Here is a 17,900-nt window from a genome sequence, read left to right on the forward strand (position 1 = left end):
TAAAAGGGAGGAATCATGGCAGACAAGAATACCAAGGCGGATAAGGGCAACAGCGCTTCTCCGGCTTCCAGGAAAATCGACTGGCAGGCGAGAAAACTGGAGAATGCGAAACGCGACGATACAAGTGTTGTTTTCTGCCGCGCTCGTGATACCGGCGACTTCATCAACATTCTCAACTCAAACGATAATCTCGTATACCAGATGCGGATGAACATGGGGAGGAGGGAGTCCCTGACATTTGAGGTAGTGAAGAGCTACATCGACCGGAGTCGGCGGATCAAGGAAGAACTCAACCTTATGAATGCCGAAATGTGCCAGTTGCTCGACTACACATACAAACCGCCCCGGGGATTCGATCACCCTCTTAAAAAGCAGGAGAAGCAGGCGGCCCCTGGGGTAGAAACCGGCAAGAAATGATTACTCTGTTTCAGTCGAACCGGGACGATGCCAAATGGATCGTCCCGGGTAAATCCTCTTGACTTGCAAGGGGAAAATCGATAGCGTTTCGGTATTATAGACTCTTTCAAGAGACTCCGTGCGGACTTAGAGCCCCGGACAGACTTTTTCGGATAGCCCGAAGAAGAAATGACCCCGGCAGGGATGAACTACCTGGAAAGACAAGGCCGCAGTTGCCCCTTTCCGGATGACACCAGGAACGGCTTGCCTTCCTCGATCAGTCGTATGGGTAATGCGACTTGAATTCAACCTGAGGTGCGCCCATCTATGTAGCGCGTGCCTCTGATAACCAATAATCACGAAGAACAGTGACCTATTCTGGCAATGGCCGGAGTGGGTTTTTTGTTGTTCAAAATCCGCGACAAGCCTTGTAAGCGGCGGATATTCTCACCACATCCCGACCGGGAGACATTTTGTTCTCTCCCTACGGGACAGACATCTGTCTCTTTGCTTCGGGAAAACCAACAAGGAGGCAGTATGGCAAGTTTGAACCGCGTAGAACTCATCGGCAACCTGGGTCGTGATCCTGAAATCAGGTACACACCAGGAGGCACCGCTGTCGCAAGTTTTTCACTCGCGACCAGTGAGAAGGTAAAGACCAAAAGCGGTGAATGGGAGATCCGGACCGAGTGGCACAACATCGTCCTCTACGCACGTCTCGCAGAAGTAGCTGGCGAGTACCTGACAAAAGGAAAGAGTGTCTACCTCGACGGCAAACTCAAGACCCGTAAATGGCAGGACCGGGACGGTAAAGATCGCTACACAACAGAGATCATCGGCGACAAGCTTCTTATGCTTGGCAGTAAAAATGGCAGCATTCCTGACGGGAGTGACGACCAGCCATCAAGCAGCCAGGCACATGAGGACATTCCGCACGATGACACCGATCCGTTTTAGGTAAAAACCAGTAACCACAACTCAACAGTCCTACGGGGAGACATTACCAAATCCCCAAAGGGATTGGTCTGTCTTCTCTGTCGGACACAACCCACAGAAAAGGAGACAGACAGATGCACGCACCAGCTCAAATCATTCCCATCAGTCCCACCGCATCATCCCTCACTCACCACGCCGTCAACATCAGTGAACTGAAGGCCCAGGTAAACCTGATCCAGTACGTCATGCGTGACGTTATGAAATCAGGCGAGCACTACGGCACCATTCCCGGTTGCGGAGACAAAGCAGTTCTTCTCAAACCGGGCGCCGAAAAGCTCATGCTGACCTTCAGGCTGGCAAACGACGTGGAGGTGGAAACCATCGACCTGCATCTCGGCCATCGTGAGTATCGCATCAAGGTGACGCTCTACTCACCGGCAGGCCAGCGTCTTGGTACAGGTGTCGGTTCGTGTTCGACCATGGAAAGCAAGTATCGTTTCCGAGTCGGTCCAGTTGAACTGACGAATAAGCCGGTACCGAAGGAATACTGGGATCTTCGCAAGGAGAACCCGGCAAAGGCGCAGGAGATCATTGGTGGACGCGGCTTCAGCGCAAAAAAGGATGACAGCGGCAACTGGAAAATCGCCAGGCAGGGAGAAAAGGTCGAACACGACAATCCTGCCGATTTCTACAACACCTGCCTGAAAATGGCCAAGAAGCGGGGATTGGTGGATGCAGTACTCACCTCGACCGCTGCCTCGGACATCTTCACCCAGGACATCGAGGAAGATCCTGACCTTTACCGGCAGACGGAACACAACGGGGGATATAGTGCCGGCAGTACCAGCACCACCTCCGGGGCTTCTCAGACTTCCAAACCGGACAGCGACCCATCATCCCACGAAGCCGAACCAGTTTCGACTTCCGAGATCATCGGGTATCTGACGGCCAAAGGGATCAGGATGGAACTCTCCGCAGATGAATCGGAGATTTTCGCCTTCCCGGACTTCAACGACACCTCAGCCCGCCAATGGCTGAAAGACCACGGCTTCAAATGGGACGGCAAGGGCAAATGCTGGCAGTACCGGTAGTACCTGACGTACCAGACTGAACCTCACTCACAACCTACCTCAGCAGGGAGACAACGACTTTCTCCCTACCGGGGGTGTCTTGTCTCCTCTGCCGGGTACAACCCACAGACAAGGAGACAGGATCATGACTACCCACATCATCAAACACGTAACAATCAAAGGCTGTCAGATACCGGTCTATGCGCCCGTTAAGGAGCGACAGATCAGCATCGATGTCACCAGGATCATTGCCGGCGTTATTTTCGGTTCCCTGCTCACCGCAGTCGGAACTCTGCCGTTTCTGATTTGAAAGGAGACAGCCATGAGCAAACTCGCTGCATTTCTGGGACGGGCTATTCCGACCCATCAGCAGAAACAATCTTCACATCTTGGTGACCGTACCGGATACGTCGGAGCCTCCGATATTGCCGGCTGCCCGCGTAAAGCAGCTCTCGGCAAACAATGCCCGTCCAGTCACGACATCACGACACTCCTGCGCTTTTCCCGTGGCCATGCTGCGCAAGCCATGTATGCCGAGTTTTTCAGGACTGGTGGCGCTCTCTTCGAGGAAGAGGTCGAAGTACGTCACCCGGATATCCCTGAAATCAGGTGTCACATTGACTTTCTGTTCTATGCAAACCGGCAGACCAAACGGCTGCACATCGTGGAGATGAAATCGACCGACGGCATCCCCGATGAACCTTACGCATCCTGGGTGGATCAACTGCATGTCCAGATGGGCCTGCTGCATCTCACCCTCGATCCTGAAGTGGAAATCGGCGGATCAATTCTGGTGGTTGACCTCAATGCGGGAACATACCGGGAATTCAATAACTATGCACCAAACAAGCTGGTGTTTAATCAGCTTATGGAAAAAGGTCAGCACATCCTTGCGGCAACACGAGACGAGTGTGCACCTAAAACGGAACCTGGCTTTCTCTGCGGATACTGTTCGTTTCGCCACGGTTGTCCCTCTCATGCGATTGACATGGAGCTCCCCCCGGAAATCCACCACGCTGGCAGGGCATACCTGGAACTGAACGAACAGAAAAAAGGGATCGAAGCTCGACTGGAAGTCCTGAAGAACGAAATCCTCACGTTTGCGGATGGAGTATTCAAGGGGGCTTCAGACGGAATCCTGGTCAATGTCACCTCGGTGGCTGACTCGGTGATCGTCGACAGCAAGAAGCTGAAGAACTCGTATCCGGATATCTATGATCAAGTCACGAAACCGAAATCCGGTTTTCTAAAGCTTGAAATCAAACCATTCATGCCGCTCGCAACACAGGCGGCCTGATCCAACCCCACAAGGGGGCGTTACGCTCCCCATGGGAAATCTCCATTCATGGAGGCGTGCGCCCCCATTGAAAGGAGATCCCCGATGAAAATCTATCGTACCGGCACGTTGCCCCCCGACCTTAAATCCTTCTCAAGTGAGAAAAGGCATGAAGACCTGAAAGAGGCCCTGCATGCCATCGCCTCACTGTTGCTGATCGCGGCCATGCTTTTCATGTTCATGATTGCCGCAGCAGCGCCTGAACCTCAGGTTCATCCTGTGGGGTGGGAGGAGGTGCGAGGATGACGGAGCCAACCATTGCCATCTATACGGAAGAGGAGACTGGCCCGTCTGATGCTGTTGTGAATGAGGTCAACCTCTCGTTGCACGGAGCCAATCGGGTTCTGGAACGTGACATCCCTCTGGAAGCTCTCGAAGGTGTTCGTCATCTTCTGCCTCTCCTCAACACGAAACCACTCAAATTCAGGTACAAGGGGGTTTTCGTCGTGGCCCGCCTGGTAAATGGTTCACCAAGAATCATCACCGCCTGGCGCCTACTTCCCCCCTCGTAGATGTCTTAGTAGGACAGCGAAATTAACCATCACCCTTGGCGGGATGCATGTCATCTCCGCAAAGGAGAGGTAACCCGCCGTCATTACAAGGAGGCATCCATGAGTCCTAAAATCCCACGTCCCAAGGCTGTTCCCGGCTTCACCATCGAACGCCGGTCTGCCTGCGGGAAAATTTACACTACCGTCACCCTGTCCCCCTCGACAGCTACGCCAATGGAAGTCTTCATCCGTTTCGGCAAGGCCGGAGGTTGTGGTTCTGCCATGGCCGATGGCATTGCTCGCCTGGTCTCCTACGGTCTCCGTTCGGGACTGGAGCCAGTCGATGCGTTCAAGGCTCTCACCGGCATAGGTTGTCATCTCGGGGCCAATACCTGCCTCAACTGCGTTGCCGAATCCATAGGCATCGTTTTGGAGCATCTGAAAACAGGGCGCGATCTCAACGACCTCATCGAGGAAGCTGACTTCGCGGCACTTAACCAAATCGGACAAGGAGCTGATCACCATGAAATATAGCATCAAGGACATCTTCAATATTCCCGTGAAAGAGAGTCTCTGCGTAGAAGGTCGGCCTCAGACCGACAACCCCTTCATCCCTGAAGTTGACAGCGACTATGTGTTCAGGAAGGAAATCCTGTCGGATGTACTTTCCTGGTACATGATGGGCGCCAACGACGGTCTGTACCTGACCGGTCCGACCGGCAGCGGCAAGTCTTCGATCGTTTTGCAGACCGCCGCCCGGCTCAATATACCGGTCATGGTCGTCACAGGGCACAGCAGACTCGAAACCCCGGAACTTGTGGGGCATCACGTAATTGTCAACAACTCGATGGAGTATGTCTACGGACCGCTAGCCATGGCCATGAAGGAAGGTCACTGGTTCCTGCTGGACGAGATCGACTTGCTCGATCCCGCAACTGCAGCAGGTTTGAACGGCATAGTCGAAGGAAGACCCCTCACCATTCCGGAAAAGGGTGGTGAAGTCATCAAACCGGCACCGGGCTTTCGTTTTATTGCGACAGCCAACACCGCCGGCAGCGGTGATCGCTCAGGTCTCTATCAAGGGACCTTACGGCAGAACGGCGCATTTCTGGATCGCTTCTGGATGGTTGAAGTCGACTACCCTGACGAAGTCCAGGAAAGACAGATTCTGGCCAAAGCCATGCCCAGTCTGGCTGATACGGTCAGGGAAGCGCTGGTATCGTATGCCAACGAAATCCGCAAACTCTTCATCAAAGGGGAAATAGAAGTCACCTTCTCCACCAGAACCCTCGTCAGATGGGCGAAGCTTGTGTATCTCTTCCGCCCGGCATCTGCCGAAGGGAAAAACCCGATCATCCATGCTCTCGACCGTGCTCTCGGGTACCGAGCAGAGCCGGAAAGCCGCGAGGCGTTGCACGAACTGGCGCAACGCGTCTTCGGCGGATAGGGGGTGCTGCATGGCATTACGACAGCATCTTCACCTCCAGTGCAACACTGCGGCTGGCGGCAAGTTCTGGATCGCCCAGATTCATGACGATCCGCCACGGGTAACGGTCAACTGGGGGCCAACGCGAAGCCAGGGGCAGACGAAGTCTTATGACGTCAACTCAATGTCCGAGGCGTTCACGTTCGTTTCCAAGAAGAAGAAGGAAAAGCTGGCCAAAGGGTACTACGAAGTCGCTTCATCGCCGCCTCGTGAACCTGTTCAGCCAACACCCCGGAAACAGACCGACAAAACAATCATGAAGGATCTCATGTCCGGTGCAGACACCAAGGACTGGTTCTTCTAATGCCCTTCAGGGGAGGCCTTCTCCCTGTTGGGGGCCTCCCTTGATCACACCATCAAACTGATCAAAGGAGAATGAACATGAACGAAATACTTTCAAAGCTGGTAGTTGTGTCCCTGTCCATTTCACTCTGGACTGGCCGGAAGAAACTCTCGCCGGAAGACCTTGGGCTCGACTTTTCCAAACTCCCTCCCGAAAAATTGGCCACTCTCGGTAGCAAGAAGATCTGCGACCCGGAAAAACTCGCCGTATTCAGTGCCCTGAAGCGTCGTGCCGAACGGCAGTGTGAAGCGGTAGGAGTCAGATTCCTCGGTGGCTATGCCATACCGGAGGATAAGGCCGACGAGGTGATGAAGATCCTCGACGGTGTCCGGGATGAGTTTGAGAAGGAGAAGCAGGAATTTCTGTCGGAGTACGACCGCAGTCTGAGGGAATGGATTGATGCTAACCCCGAATGGGCAGCCATCATCGAAAAGGGAGTAGAACCAGCATCAACAGCGGCACGTCGTCTGGGCTTCGCAGTCCAGGCGTTCAAGGTCAAGAACATCGACGGACTGGATAAGGGGCTGAACGAACATGCCAGTACCCTGTCAGAACGGCTGATCTATGAAATCAATCAACAAGCCAGGCAAGCCTGGGAGGAGTCGTACAAGGGACGCCCTTCCGTAACCCGGAAAGCGCTACGCCCGATCAAGTCCATGCTCGAAAAACTGCGTGGTCTTGAGTTCCTCTCTCCCTACCTGCTCACTCTGGCAGTCCAGGTTGAAGAAGTACTGGCCTCATTGCCAAAGAGCGGTCCCATTGAAGGACGGAATCTGACCTCTCTTATCGGGATATTGCATGTCCTCGGTGATTTGCCGCTGGATGAAGTCCCGGCAGAGGAAGAAGACGAGGTCGCCGAAACCATCCTTCTCGAAACCAGATCCGCTGAGCCGGTAAGCTTGCCCAGCGAATGGTTTTTCTAGGAGGCCGCCATGAAACACACGACACTGCCCCTGGTTGCCAAGGCACTCGGGGAAAAATACGACATTCAGGTACAGATCTCCGGCGACCAGGCATACACCAACGGAAGGATTATCAATCTTCCGTCCCTGCCGGACAGCAAAGAGGCTGCACTGCTTGCCCGTGGCTATATCGACCACGAGAGCGCCCACATCCGGTTCACGGATTTCAGCGTTAAAAGCAGTACCTCCATGCACAAGTGCCTGACAAACATCCTTGAAGACATCCGTATCGAGAAGATGATGGGAGCGAAGTATCCCGGTTGCCGGTCGAATCTGAAAGATCTGGCCGAGCATTTGAAGCAACAGGGGAGTTTTACACCGTCACTTCAAGACCCTCCGCAGACCCTACTGTCATGGCTATGCGCCAGGGGGCGGCTGACCTTGAATCAGGACTTCAGTGACATCCTTGCCATGACCAGCAGTACGGTCAACGGTTTTCTTGGCACCGGATACAAAAGGTTGCTGGATCTGACCGAGAGAATTCCGAATCTCGTCTCCACCAGGGACTCACAATCCATGGCGGAGGAGATCCTACGGTTGATCCGTGATGAAAAACAGCAACAGGAGCAGGAACGGAAACGTCAGCAAGACGAGAAGACGAAAACCACCTGCGGCTCTGATGAGTCAAAACCTGATGGCAGTTCCGATGATCAGGAAGAAAACAATCAGACATCCGGCACTGACCAGCAGTCAGGGCAACCGGAACAGGGTGCCGGTGGTTCATCACCCGATAGTGATAGCACCGGTACTGCAGCTGGTAATGATTCTCAGTCCCAAGCTGCAACCAATCCATCGCCTTCTGTTCCCAAGAGTGGTTCCGGTGGGCAATTGGATGGTAATCCCGAAGCCCTTCAGGAAATGCTCGATTGTGATCCTGGCGGGTTTGGCGATGTCGGTGAAATTCTCAAACAGGAACTGATAACGGAGGGTGAGACTGTCGGCAATCGGGGTGGTGTTCTGCTTCCACCGGAGGCCTCTCTTCGCACCTTTCCCATCGATATTCATGAAATCAGAAGACATACGGCGCTGCTCAGAGCCCGGCTCAGCGGATTAATCCAGGCAAGCCGGCTGAGGAGACGTCATGCACGCCGCACCGGTAGCAAGATTGATAACCGGGTGGTGCATCGTCTCGCATTACACGACACCAGGCTGTTTCTGCATCAGGAGGAGAAGACGGAGGTCAATACCGCCATCATGATTCTCGTGGACAGAAGCGGGAGTATGCAACACCAGAAGATCGAGGTGGCAACGAAAACCGCCTTTGTCGTCGCTGAAGCACTTGATTCCATCCCCGGCTGTTTTGCCGCTGTTGCCGCTTTTCCAGTTGGCAACAGCGAAGGGGTAGCACCTCTGGTGCGGTTTGGAGAGCGTCCCTGCTCGTCCAGATTCGGAATGACGGCAGGCGGCGGCACACCTTTGGCCCAGGCGCTGTACTGGTCTGGGGTTGAATTGCTCAAAAGAGAGGAACCACGGAAAATCCTGCTCACCGTCACTGACGGCGAACCAGATGACCGGCGTACCTCCAAGAGGGCAATCAAGTGGTTATTGGAGCAAGGCATTGAGCCCATGGGGCTTGGTATCTGCGAGGAGTCGGTTCGTACGCTCTTCCCGACCAACGGCGTCGTCTATAGCGTCGAAGAATTGCCACCTGCACTTTTTGGAATGCTGCAAGACAAGTTGATCCATTGAAACTATTAACCCCACGGGAGGCTCCTCCCGGAAGGGGCGCCTCCCTGACATCACGTTACAAGGAGGCTTGAAGATGAAAAAACTTATTATTCCTGTTCACGACAGCAGTGAGTTCTTTTCCGAAAATGCTGACTATGCCGTCATCGAGCTTGATGCAGCTCTCATTGAGCGGATCAGGAAGCTGGCGGTGGTCGTGAAACAGATGAAGGCCTACAAGATCAGCGAATTCAACTGCACCTGTGATTTCATGACCGCCGACTGGGACGCCGAGCCGGATAACGGCAAAGTCGCTCTGAAGGAATTCGAGGGGCGTATGGAGTGTTCCACTCTGAACGTCACCGACAGTGATTTCTTCTGGTCGGGCTACTACAAACACACCGATGTCCGGTGGGAAACCGACACGGTGCTGATCAAGTCGCTCGACGAAACTGACATCATGGATGAACGGGAAGAGTGCGTAATTTCCTGATCATTATTTGCCAACCCCACCGGGGAGACACGTCTCCCTACGGGGGAACTATCTCCCCGCACCATCAAGTAAAGGAGACAGACCATGGCAGACTACTATTCACAGGCAGTATTCCAACCTTCGATCCCCAAGCACCTCATCACCGACGAGGACCGGCGCTTCATTGAGGCGTTCAGCATCACCTTTGAAACCGACGGCGAGGATAATTTCTATCTCTACGCGGATGAGTGGTGCTGCAATGGTTACCTCGATCCGGAGGAGCCCGGCGGTGAAGAGATCGAACTCACTGAGGAAGATCTTCTCAACCGGTTCCAGGAGATCATCCGCCGTTCCAACGGCGAACTCCCCTGGATCTCCAAGGAGAGCGCCTACACCTGCTCGAAGATGCGCCCTGATGGCTACGGCGGCGGTGCGATATTCATCACTGCCGACGATATCCAGTACTGTTTCACCGGCCAATGGCTGGAACAGCGGATCAGTGAAGTGGAAACCGGCGACATAGGCCCGGGAACGGACGATCCGCCCCCAGCCAGGCCGGTTGTAGGGGTCATCATCGAAGGTGGTCTGGTGCAAAGCGTGGTCAGCACGGCACCGGAGCAACTCCCGGTCCTGGATCTGGTCATCCTCGATTACGACGTCGAGGGGGCCGATGCTGATGAGTTGCTCCATGTTTCCCAGGGGGATGGGGCATCAGCTCAGGCGGTCGGCAGGATCGAACAGATCACCCAGTCCGACATCGACCTTTCCACGGTGTTCGGCCAGATGCTGCAGAGGGGGTGGTGACCATGTGCCCTCTCACCCGACAGACTGACGAACCGACCAACGAGGAACGTGCCGGCAGAATCGACACGGTCATGCAGGCCTACTGCCTGACCCTCGAAAACCGGGATTTCGACGGCGACGAAGACGACGTGAAGGACATGCTCACTGATCTGATGCACTTCTGTGAGCGGATGGAGATCGATTTTGAAGAGAATCTACGCGTCGCCCGCAATAACTACAACCATGAACGACTCGCGGAACAAGGCGATACCGGCCAGTTCGGCTGCCCGGTGTGCGGCTGCTTTCTGGAAGTTACCCGCACCGACACCCTGTTGGGGATCGACCGGGAACTGTACAACTGCCAGGAATGCGACGAGACCTTCATCCGGGAACTGAATGCCCCGCACAGCCCGCTCCAGCGAGCAGTCAAATGTGTCGACTGCGGCAACATGATTCCGCAGTCTTCAGCACGCATCTTTTACCAGCGGGACGACTACGCCCACTTCATCGGCGAGTGCTGCTGGGACGAACGGCTGCGTGACTGAACATGCATTCCCTGCCCACAGGGGGAGAACAATACCGCACTCCCTGTGGGGAGGAGTGTGCGAAAAGGAGACTATCACAATGGGCTATTACTACACCCTTTCCATCACGAGTTTCGAAGCAGACGACTGTGAAGCATGCCTGGCCGAAATCAGGGAAGCAGTTCCTGATATCGGCGACGACATGCGGATCGTTGACGGAACGATCAATTTCGAGCCCGAGGAGTCGAACGGCAAGTGGCGCTCCGCCGAAGACATCGCCATCCCCATCATCAGACGCCATATTCGCACCGGCACAACGTGCCGGGTGGACTGGCAAGGTGAAGACGGAGAAATGGGTGGCGATCTGATCGGACGTGATCAGAGCTTCGGCATTGTCTATGAGCCACTGGCGGTAACCGAGGATGGACTGATTCCTCTGCATGAGGCAGTAGCCATGCTGGCGAGAAGTCCTGTCGAACCGCCCGGAACCGGTGTTAAATCAACAGCATAAAGGAGGATTGACATGACCTTGAACGCTACGTTGCAAGCGGCACGGGATATGGGCGTGCCGGAGCGTTACGCGGTAATGCGCCGACTGTCCTTCCTGCAGCCGCAGATCAAACATTTGGAGCGTGAAATCTGGGGAGCACGACGGCGAATGGAACGCAGTCACGACCCGCTGAGCAAAGCTCTAACCGAATCCTTCATCAGAGACCAGGAAAAGGAGTTGCGCCCCCTGAAAAGGGAGGCGAAGACGCTCCTCAACCATGTCAACGGCAAGGAGACGGTACAGGCGCCCGGCGGAATCAGCCCGGAGATGATCGATCAGGCCCGGCAGTATCCCATAACCAGCATCATCGAATTCTCCAAGGGGCGGTATCGCTGTTGTCCGTTTCACGAGGACCGTAATCCGTCCATGGCCCTGTACGAAAACCATGTCCACTGTTTCGTCTGTAACCGGACCTGGGATTCGATCAGTGCCACGATGGCGCTGGATGGCGTGACTTTCCGGGAAGCCGTACTGGCTCTCCAGAGCTGAAAATAATTTATTTCAAACCCTTTGGGGGCGATGACTGCCCCCCAGGGGGAAGTCCGCCCCCGCTATCGGAGGAGGACATGAATTTTAATCTCTTCGGTGAACCGGTACCGCCGGTCACTAAACGAATCATGGTGCGCTCAATTGAGGCCCGCTACAGAAACGAAGTCGTGCGCGACGATGCTCCGGAATGGGTATCGATGCGCTTCACGAAACCAGAGCAGGTCTATGAGATGTTCCGGGATCTCCGGCGTGAGACGAAGGAGCATTTTGTGGTGTTGCATCTCGACGGCAAGAACCGGATCGTCTGTTTTGACCGGGTCTCCATCGGTTCGCTCAACCAGGCCATCGTTCATCCCCGGGAGGTGTTCAAGACGGCATGCCTGTCGAATGCGGCAGCCATTCTGCTTGTTCACAACCATCCGACCGGAGATCCGAACCCCAGCAGCGAAGATATCGCCATCACCAAGCGTCTCAAGGAGAGCGGCGACATCCTCGGCATCCGGGTACTGGATCACATAATCGTCGGTGATGACGAGTTCCTGAGTTTTGTCGAGCGGGGACTTTTATAAATAACGGGGGAGCGGCGCTCTAAGCGCCCTCCCTCGACTCTTCCCCCCGGCTCAAGAGGGTTCCTTAGAGCCACCGTTCCGGCGGTGGTTGTAGGGAGCCCTTTTGGGCCACCAACAAAACATCAAGGGGGATAGAGTCATGTCAGTTCGAGCACGCATTAACGGTAGGGAGTTCACACTGAGTTGGGATGAGTTTGAGAAGGCTCTGCAGAGAAACAATCTTGCAGGAGGCGAATTCGAGGTTCTTGCCATTCTTTCGGGGGTGAAACCCTACTAGCATCTTCAGTCCGGATACCCGTCCGGTCTGGATAGAGGCGGCCCTAGTGGTCGCCTTTTATTCGTTGATTCACAGAATAATCTTGCCGTAACAACACGCAATAATCTAGCCTTGACAACACACAATAATCTAGCTATCGTGAATCACAATAATCTAGCTATGGAAGAAGGAGTGCAATGGCTACAACTCCGGCGCAACGCAGGCTTGCCGATGCTCTAACAGCCCTGAAGAGGTTGCAGGACGACGGTAAAACCGCCATAAAGTCGAGTGATCTGACACGAATGCAGCGGGAAAGTCTAGTCAAGAATGGCTTCCTGCGACCGATTGTCAAGGGATGGTATATGCCCTGTCGGCCTGGCGAAGAGACCGGTGACAGTACACCCTGGTATGCTGCGATGCGTGACTTCATCCAGGGCTATTGCACCGAGCGGTTTGGAGAACAATGGTATGTGTCAGCTGAATACTCATTATTTCTGCATTCGGGAAAAACTATTACGCCGCAGCAGGTTGTGATCCATTCTCCGCTTGGACAAAACGGCCTGTTGAAGCTGCCTGATAATTGCTCGATCCTGGACTACAAGGCAAAGGATTTTGTTCCTGCCGCTAAAATCCAGATGGTGGAGCGAATCCGTGTACTGACACTTCCGGTGGCTCTTGTCCGTGTGCCGGAAGCGTTTTTTACAACCTATGCCCAGGATGCCCATATCGCACTTCATCAGTTGCGGGACGCGTCGGATCTCAACAGGGAACTGCTTGAAGGTGGGCATAGCATTGTTGCCGGGCGCCTTGTCGGGGCTTTGCGGGCTTCGGGGCGTGAAGAATTGGCGGTTAATGTACTGGCAACCATGAGAGCAGCAGGATATGTGGTCAACGAGACAAATCCATTCAGTGTAGCACCGCCGACTCTGGCATTCACCAGAGCGCAATCTCCCTATGTTCTGCGGATGCGTTTAATGTGGCAAGCCATGCGAGAGACCGTTTCCGGCTGTTTTCCGCCTGAACCCGGCATCCCGTCTGACATTGAGAAGTTTATGGACGCAGTTGAAGAAAACTACAAAACCGATGCTTATCATTCTCTCTCCATTGAGGGGTATCGAGTCACTCCGGAGTTAATTCAAAAGGTCGCCACCGGGGACTGGAATCCGGACAGTAATGACTCTGACGCGGAAATGAAAAATGCCATGGCGGCACATGGTTACTGGCTCGCTCATAATGAAGTCAAAACTACGATCAGAAGCATTTTGACAGGGGCAAACCCAGGCGCTGTTTTCCGGCAGGATCACGCTTCATGGTATCGCAAACTTTTCTCACCCAATGTAGATGCTGGTTTTCTCAAGCCGGCGGATCTGGCTGGTTACAGGACTGACAAGGTTTTTATCAGGGGAGCAACCCATGTTCCACCTTCACAGGATGCAGTCCGCGACATGATGCCGGAACTGTGCGACCTGCTGGAGGCTGAACCCAGCGCAGCAGTAAGAGCTGTTCTGGGACATTTTCTTTTTGTGTACATCCATCCGTATTTTGACGGCAATGGCAGACTGGGGCGGTTTCTGATGAATGCCATGCTGGCGTCTGGCGGGTATCCGTGGACAGTAATCCGAATTGAGCAGCGAAGTGATTACATGGCTGCCCTGGAAGCAGCGAGTTCGCTGGGAGAAATAAAACCTTTTGCGGAATTCATTGCCAGTTCAATGAACAGATAAGTTGCCAATCCTGGGATAAAATTCTGATGGATACTTGAGGAACGGCACTGTCAAAACTGTCAGAAGAGCTTTTGGCGGTTTTGGCAGTGCCATGGCATAGAATCGTTGGAAAGTTTATTGATTTCATCTGTCACTTGAAACCAACGATTATTATCCGTAATTACGCAAGATTAGAGGAATTGCCTTTAACATTGAATGGGAGTATTGATTCATGGGGGAAAAATCGAGCGGTTTGTCCCTCCTGCCACAAAAAATTTGTTCCACACAAAAAAAATCTGAAAAAACGACACCACCTGTCATGCGCATGGCTGATACTGGCACCATAAAGAGTGTATTGTTTTATCTGTTCAGGAGCACGCCACAAAGATTATGTTTTCTTGCAATCAATCACAACACACTTTGCATTAGGGTCCGGATATGACTACTGGTAACCATGACACCCTCGTTTATCGACTGGCACAAATTCTGGTCAAGCTGAATCAGGGTGAAAAACTTGATCCTTTGACGCTTGCAGATGAGTTCGGCGTCAACCTGCGCACAATCCAGCGTGACCTGAACGTGAGGTTTGCCTATCTCCCCTTGCAAAAAACTGATGGACGTTATCATCTCGATCCAGCCTATCTTGGCAAACTCAGCACTCGTGACATTGAGCGGTTCGCCAGTCTGGCCGGAGTTCGTGGTTTATTCCCAACACTTTCCGACGACTTCCTTGGTGATATATTTGATAGCCGTATGCAATCGGCGCTTCTGGTCAAAGGGCACAACTATGAAGACCTTGCCGGAAAGGAAGATGTTTTTCGCCATTTGGAGAGGGCCATTGTTGCTCGCTGCCATATCTCTTTTGACTACGCAAAGGACGAAGGAATCAAATCCTACACCGTCGTCGCCCCGTTCAAGCTGATCAATAACAAGGGCATCTGGTATCTTGTTGCGCGTGACGGTGACAAACTCAAAACATTTTCGTTCGCCAGAATTGAACGGGTGGTTCAACTTGACTCCCGATTTGCTCATGAACCGGAAACTGACAGGATGCTGAAAGAGGAAGATGGTGTATGGCTTGGTGAGGAGAAAAAGGAGATAGTCCTCAAGATATCCCGTGACATTGCCAACTACTTCAAACGCCGGAAATTGATTGCCAATCAAGTTATTGAAAAGGAGCTTGAAGACGGGGGCCTCATCGTCTCTGCAAAGGTTGGTCATGTAAATCAGGTGTTACCCATCGTTCGTTACTGGATTCCCCATATCCGCGTCATCAGTCCGGAGGGTTTGCAAGAGGAGATGGAAAAGGACTTACGGAATTACTTGGAGCGGACCGGTGGTTAACCGCTAAACAAGGGAGGGCTAGTATCATGAAAGTAATCGGGCTTTTGATCGTATTTTGCGGTGCCATCTGGGTGTTTTGCGACGCCAGAGCCAGAGAAAAGAGCATCTTTGTTGCGTTGATGTGGTCTTTTGGCACGTTGATATTTCTGGTGGTATTCCTTCCTCTATGGCTCATCACGAGGCCAAAGAAAAACAACCAAATTATGATTACAGCTAAATCAAAACATTGTACTTCTTGTGGCAAGTCTTATGAGGGAACACCATCTTTTTGCACAAATTGTGGCAAATCACTGAGTAATTGAAACTTTTATAAAACGAAGAACCGGATTGATACCTGTAGATTAATAATGAACACAACCTATTTAAAAGAGGAGATTTCAAAATGGCTATGATCAAATGTGCAAATTGTGGCAAAGACGTTCCAGCACCAGCTAACTTTTGTTGTGATTGCGGGACCACACTTGCAATCTTAAGCGTGAACCCAGAAAATTCGACATCTCAAGCCAGTGGAAAAATTGGAGACCTGAATGGGGATGGTAAGATTGATTGGGAAGACTTCAAAATTGCATTATCAAAATCCAAAAAGTACGCATCCGACAAAGTCAATGATGTCGTGTCATTAGCGCAGGACAAAATGAAATCTGCTCAGGAAAAAGATGCTGCTGCAGTAGAAGAGCTTGTCAAAACCTTTGAGAAGGATGTGCAGATCGAAAGGTCAGAGTCACAGGTTAACCGTGAAAAATTTCAGTCGGCGCTGACAAGTACGATCGACGTTAAGTTTGCAGAAATCATGGTTTCCAAGAAGGAGACTGAGGCGTATCTTACCTATGTTGATGCGCAGATTTTGACCGCTAAAGTGCGTGGTATCTTCAAAAATGTATTGAGTGTTACCCCGCCACAAGTTGAAGCTGCCTGTCTGTTGAGCGAGACAATTCTTGCCCCCTCAACTAAGGATAAAGAGAACAATATAAAAGCCGCAATCGGCATTGCAGGCGGAACAGCAGGAATTGGCATCGTTATTGGTGCTATCGGGTCGGCTTTAGGTTGGGGGGCGGGCATTATAGCGACTCTTGGTGCATGGTTTGTAGGTACTTCAATTGCCGGGCCAATTGGCTGGGGTGCTGCGGGTCTTTCCCTGGCAGTAATTGCCGGTTATTTCGCATCAACAAGTAATCAACAGACTGACACTGAAAGATTTTTACGAGTTTTGAAGAGTTCGATAGTTCGTGCTGTTGATGCCATCTGGCTGCAATACGAAACCGAGCTTTCCCGTGTGGTTACTCAAGCAGATAATGACGATGAAAAGAAGTAATCGGGCACGACTCTATATCTGCTGAGGTCAGAGAAAATGGATAATTCAGAACAACTATTGATGGGAGGTACCGCAATCATTGTTCCGGGACAAATGGCATACATAAAATTGCCCGCCGAAGTGATCCGGAATTACGTTGACAGTAGGTTCCCGATGCTGGCGAAATGTCCTGATGCTGATTTTATCAGAGGGTATGATCATCGATGGATTGGTGGGCATGATCTATTTGTGGACGTTCCACGAACAATGATGGACAGCGGACCGCTTAGCGCCCTCAAGCAAACCGGTCACATCCTGGCAACGGATTTTCCTACAAAAGCCGGTATACCATTTCCTGGACTGTCTGGTTCGGGATTTGGCCAGTGGCTTGTTGATGCTGGCATCCCAAAAGGATTTTTAAGTATTCACTGGGCGGATGGGTGTTTGGGATTCCTTTCTATTGCCGAAGGTTCTTCGGACCTGCTTCAGGCAATACACGGGACTCTCGTGATGAATGCAGATACATTCTTTGATACCTTTGTTGAAGGTGGGATTGAGATCGCACTTGCTGTAGCAGCAAGATCGGCGTGGACTCTTGCAGCATTTAATCCGGTTTTCGCAGTGGTGGGAGCTGTCGAGAATATTATTGCAGGCATAATTTCTGCCTATCATACGTTCTCAGTATACATTGATCCTTTAACTTTTTTCGGCAGTGCCGGCACGTCAGCACTAATAGGTTTTGGATTGTCGTATGGCCTTGCGAAAGAATCATTGAGCGATGCGACACTAGATGGGCTTCGGTCAGGTGCAGTCGGTGCATTCTTTTCGTTGTCACCAGTGTTCGGATATGGAGCACTAGCCGGCTTTGTTGCTTATAAGTTGGGTGGGAAGCTTGCAAAAATGCACAACACTTCGCTGCGGGTACTGTTGAAGATTGATGAAAATGCTTACGATCAATTACTTGAAGAAATGTGTAGAGGGAATATTCACCTGGGAGAGTTATTAAGCCGAGCGGAGATTAATATATCGTTAGTGGACAATTCGGTTGTTCTTCCAACTCAATCTGACATTTTCGACGATAAAACACAAATATTGCCTGAGAGTATGCCTTTACTTGATTCAGACGTGAGAACTATTCCTGTAAAGAATGAGTATTTTGCTGTAAGGTCGAGAATTCTTTCAGACGACAGCCGGATTCTCTCTGATTGGTATCGAAATGCTTTGGCTTAACTAA

Annotated in this window: 23 protein-coding genes; all 23 read left to right on the forward strand. The window is 52.2% G+C overall.

Annotated elements, in window-relative coordinates; genetic code table 11:
* The first annotated feature begins 15 nt into the window (after positions 1–15).
* The gene (locus tag PPRO_RS00980; RefSeq protein ID WP_011734149.1) at positions 16–417 is read left to right on the forward strand and encodes a hypothetical protein; all 402 of its coding nucleotides are present in this window, start codon (positions 16–18) and stop codon (positions 415–417) included.
* A 516-nt stretch (positions 418–933) separates the two neighbouring features.
* The gene (locus PPRO_RS00985) at positions 934–1,353 is read left to right on the forward strand and encodes a single-stranded DNA-binding protein (protein WP_011734150.1); all 420 of its coding nucleotides are present in this window, start codon (positions 934–936) and stop codon (positions 1,351–1,353) included.
* 113 nt (positions 1,354–1,466) lie between these two features.
* Entirely contained in the window at positions 1,467–2,423 is a 957-nt protein-coding gene (locus PPRO_RS00990; RefSeq protein ID WP_011734151.1) for a hypothetical protein, read from the forward strand.
* A gap of 124 nt (positions 2,424–2,547) precedes the next feature.
* Positions 2,548–2,712 carry a hypothetical protein gene (locus PPRO_RS20555; RefSeq protein WP_011734152.1) on the forward strand — a complete coding sequence of 55 codons (165 nt, stop codon included), beginning with the start codon at positions 2,548–2,550 and terminating at the stop codon, positions 2,710–2,712.
* 12 nt (positions 2,713–2,724) lie between these two features.
* Positions 2,725–3,699 (forward strand): hypothetical protein, encoded by a 975-nt coding sequence (locus tag PPRO_RS00995; protein ID WP_011734153.1) that lies wholly within the window; start codon positions 2,725–2,727, stop codon positions 3,697–3,699.
* A gap of 84 nt (positions 3,700–3,783) precedes the next feature.
* Positions 3,784–3,984: a hypothetical protein gene (locus tag PPRO_RS01000; protein WP_011734154.1), complete on the forward strand. Its 201-nt coding sequence runs from the start codon at positions 3,784–3,786 to the stop codon at positions 3,982–3,984.
* Positions 3,981–4,250 (forward strand): hypothetical protein, encoded by a 270-nt coding sequence (locus tag PPRO_RS01005; protein WP_011734155.1) that lies wholly within the window; start codon positions 3,981–3,983, stop codon positions 4,248–4,250. Before PPRO_RS01000 ends, PPRO_RS01005 begins: the two co-directional genes overlap by 4 nt.
* Before the next feature lie 99 nt (positions 4,251–4,349).
* On the forward strand, positions 4,350–4,763 hold the full coding sequence (locus PPRO_RS01010; RefSeq protein WP_011734156.1) for a TSCPD domain-containing protein: 414 nt from the start codon (positions 4,350–4,352) through the stop codon (positions 4,761–4,763).
* Positions 4,753–5,676: a CbbQ/NirQ/NorQ/GpvN family protein gene (locus PPRO_RS01015; RefSeq protein WP_011734157.1), complete on the forward strand. Its 924-nt coding sequence runs from the start codon at positions 4,753–4,755 to the stop codon at positions 5,674–5,676. Before PPRO_RS01010 ends, PPRO_RS01015 begins: the two co-directional genes overlap by 11 nt.
* A 10-nt stretch (positions 5,677–5,686) precedes the next feature.
* Complete coding sequence (locus PPRO_RS01020; protein WP_011734158.1) at positions 5,687–6,019, forward strand: WGR domain-containing protein; 333 nt, start codon at positions 5,687–5,689, stop codon at positions 6,017–6,019.
* A gap of 77 nt (positions 6,020–6,096) precedes the next feature.
* Positions 6,097–6,981: a DUF3150 domain-containing protein gene (locus PPRO_RS01025; protein WP_011734159.1), complete on the forward strand. Its 885-nt coding sequence runs from the start codon at positions 6,097–6,099 to the stop codon at positions 6,979–6,981.
* Positions 6,982–6,990: 9 nt separating this feature from the next.
* Positions 6,991–8,709: a VWA domain-containing protein gene (locus PPRO_RS01030; RefSeq protein ID WP_011734160.1), complete on the forward strand. Its 1,719-nt coding sequence runs from the start codon at positions 6,991–6,993 to the stop codon at positions 8,707–8,709.
* Between the two features lie 73 nt (positions 8,710–8,782).
* A complete protein-coding gene (locus PPRO_RS01035; RefSeq protein ID WP_011734161.1) occupies positions 8,783–9,178 on the forward strand; it encodes a hypothetical protein in 396 nt (131 codons plus the stop codon).
* Positions 9,179–9,262: 84 nt separating this feature from the next.
* The gene (locus PPRO_RS01040; RefSeq protein WP_011734162.1) at positions 9,263–9,961 is read left to right on the forward strand and encodes a hypothetical protein; all 699 of its coding nucleotides are present in this window, start codon (positions 9,263–9,265) and stop codon (positions 9,959–9,961) included.
* A 2-nt stretch (positions 9,962–9,963) separates the two neighbouring features.
* Positions 9,964–10,485: a hypothetical protein gene (locus PPRO_RS01045; RefSeq protein WP_011734163.1), complete on the forward strand. Its 522-nt coding sequence runs from the start codon at positions 9,964–9,966 to the stop codon at positions 10,483–10,485.
* Between the two features lie 79 nt (positions 10,486–10,564).
* Positions 10,565–10,975 (forward strand): hypothetical protein, encoded by a 411-nt coding sequence (locus PPRO_RS01050; RefSeq protein WP_011734164.1) that lies wholly within the window; start codon positions 10,565–10,567, stop codon positions 10,973–10,975.
* A 12-nt stretch (positions 10,976–10,987) separates the two neighbouring features.
* A complete protein-coding gene (locus tag PPRO_RS01055) occupies positions 10,988–11,503 on the forward strand; it encodes a CHC2 zinc finger domain-containing protein (protein ID WP_011734165.1) in 516 nt (171 codons plus the stop codon).
* Between the two features lie 77 nt (positions 11,504–11,580).
* A complete protein-coding gene (gene radC / locus PPRO_RS01060) occupies positions 11,581–12,072 on the forward strand; it encodes a RadC family protein (RefSeq protein ID WP_011734166.1) in 492 nt (163 codons plus the stop codon).
* Between the two features lie 453 nt (positions 12,073–12,525).
* Complete coding sequence (locus PPRO_RS01065) at positions 12,526–14,052, forward strand: Fic family protein (protein ID WP_011734167.1); 1,527 nt, start codon at positions 12,526–12,528, stop codon at positions 14,050–14,052.
* A 417-nt stretch (positions 14,053–14,469) separates the two neighbouring features.
* Positions 14,470–15,375, forward strand: coding sequence for a helix-turn-helix transcriptional regulator (locus tag PPRO_RS01070; protein ID WP_011734169.1), 906 nt, complete (start codon positions 14,470–14,472; stop codon positions 15,373–15,375).
* Positions 15,376–15,401: 26 nt separating this feature from the next.
* Positions 15,402–15,677 carry a hypothetical protein gene (locus PPRO_RS20680; RefSeq protein ID WP_011734170.1) on the forward strand — a complete coding sequence of 92 codons (276 nt, stop codon included), beginning with the start codon at positions 15,402–15,404 and terminating at the stop codon, positions 15,675–15,677.
* 80 nt (positions 15,678–15,757) lie between these two features.
* Positions 15,758–16,687, forward strand: coding sequence for a zinc ribbon domain-containing protein (locus tag PPRO_RS01075; RefSeq protein ID WP_041532067.1), 930 nt, complete (start codon positions 15,758–15,760; stop codon positions 16,685–16,687).
* A 36-nt stretch (positions 16,688–16,723) separates the two neighbouring features.
* Entirely contained in the window at positions 16,724–17,896 is a 1,173-nt protein-coding gene (locus tag PPRO_RS01080) for a hypothetical protein (protein ID WP_011734172.1), read from the forward strand.
* The last annotated feature ends 4 nt before the right edge of the window (positions 17,897–17,900 follow it).

The organism is Pelobacter propionicus DSM 2379, from assembly GCF_000015045.1.
GTDB lineage: Bacteria > Desulfobacterota > Desulfuromonadia > Geobacterales > Pseudopelobacteraceae > Pseudopelobacter > Pseudopelobacter propionicus.

Bases quoted from the DNA above. Each gene is read 5' to 3' on its own strand.
- PPRO_RS00980 (WP_011734149.1), top strand. From the start codon at position 16: ATGGCAGACAAGAATACCAAGGCGGATAAGGGCAACAGCGCTTCTCCG.
- PPRO_RS00985 (WP_011734150.1), top strand. From the start codon at position 934: ATGGCAAGTTTGAACCGCGTAGAACTCATCGGCAACCTGGGTCGTGAT.
- PPRO_RS00990 (WP_011734151.1), top strand. From the start codon at position 1,467: ATGCACGCACCAGCTCAAATCATTCCCATCAGTCCCACCGCATCATCC.
- PPRO_RS20555 (WP_011734152.1), top strand. From the start codon at position 2,548: ATGACTACCCACATCATCAAACACGTAACAATCAAAGGCTGTCAGATA.
- PPRO_RS00995 (WP_011734153.1), top strand. From the start codon at position 2,725: ATGAGCAAACTCGCTGCATTTCTGGGACGGGCTATTCCGACCCATCAG.
- PPRO_RS01000 (WP_011734154.1), top strand. From the start codon at position 3,784: ATGAAAATCTATCGTACCGGCACGTTGCCCCCCGACCTTAAATCCTTC.
- PPRO_RS01005 (WP_011734155.1), top strand. From the start codon at position 3,981: ATGACGGAGCCAACCATTGCCATCTATACGGAAGAGGAGACTGGCCCG.
- PPRO_RS01010 (WP_011734156.1), top strand. From the start codon at position 4,350: ATGAGTCCTAAAATCCCACGTCCCAAGGCTGTTCCCGGCTTCACCATC.
- PPRO_RS01015 (WP_011734157.1), top strand. From the start codon at position 4,753: ATGAAATATAGCATCAAGGACATCTTCAATATTCCCGTGAAAGAGAGT.
- PPRO_RS01020 (WP_011734158.1), top strand. From the start codon at position 5,687: ATGGCATTACGACAGCATCTTCACCTCCAGTGCAACACTGCGGCTGGC.
- PPRO_RS01025 (WP_011734159.1), top strand. From the start codon at position 6,097: ATGAACGAAATACTTTCAAAGCTGGTAGTTGTGTCCCTGTCCATTTCA.
- PPRO_RS01030 (WP_011734160.1), top strand. From the start codon at position 6,991: ATGAAACACACGACACTGCCCCTGGTTGCCAAGGCACTCGGGGAAAAA.
- PPRO_RS01035 (WP_011734161.1), top strand. From the start codon at position 8,783: ATGAAAAAACTTATTATTCCTGTTCACGACAGCAGTGAGTTCTTTTCC.
- PPRO_RS01040 (WP_011734162.1), top strand. From the start codon at position 9,263: ATGGCAGACTACTATTCACAGGCAGTATTCCAACCTTCGATCCCCAAG.
- PPRO_RS01045 (WP_011734163.1), top strand. From the start codon at position 9,964: ATGTGCCCTCTCACCCGACAGACTGACGAACCGACCAACGAGGAACGT.
- PPRO_RS01050 (WP_011734164.1), top strand. From the start codon at position 10,565: ATGGGCTATTACTACACCCTTTCCATCACGAGTTTCGAAGCAGACGAC.
- PPRO_RS01055 (WP_011734165.1), top strand. From the start codon at position 10,988: ATGACCTTGAACGCTACGTTGCAAGCGGCACGGGATATGGGCGTGCCG.
- radC (WP_011734166.1), top strand. From the start codon at position 11,581: ATGAATTTTAATCTCTTCGGTGAACCGGTACCGCCGGTCACTAAACGA.
- PPRO_RS01065 (WP_011734167.1), top strand. From the start codon at position 12,526: ATGGCTACAACTCCGGCGCAACGCAGGCTTGCCGATGCTCTAACAGCC.
- PPRO_RS01070 (WP_011734169.1), top strand. From the start codon at position 14,470: ATGACTACTGGTAACCATGACACCCTCGTTTATCGACTGGCACAAATT.
- PPRO_RS20680 (WP_011734170.1), top strand. From the start codon at position 15,402: ATGAAAGTAATCGGGCTTTTGATCGTATTTTGCGGTGCCATCTGGGTG.
- PPRO_RS01075 (WP_041532067.1), top strand. From the start codon at position 15,758: ATGGCTATGATCAAATGTGCAAATTGTGGCAAAGACGTTCCAGCACCA.
- PPRO_RS01080 (WP_011734172.1), top strand. From the start codon at position 16,724: ATGGATAATTCAGAACAACTATTGATGGGAGGTACCGCAATCATTGTT.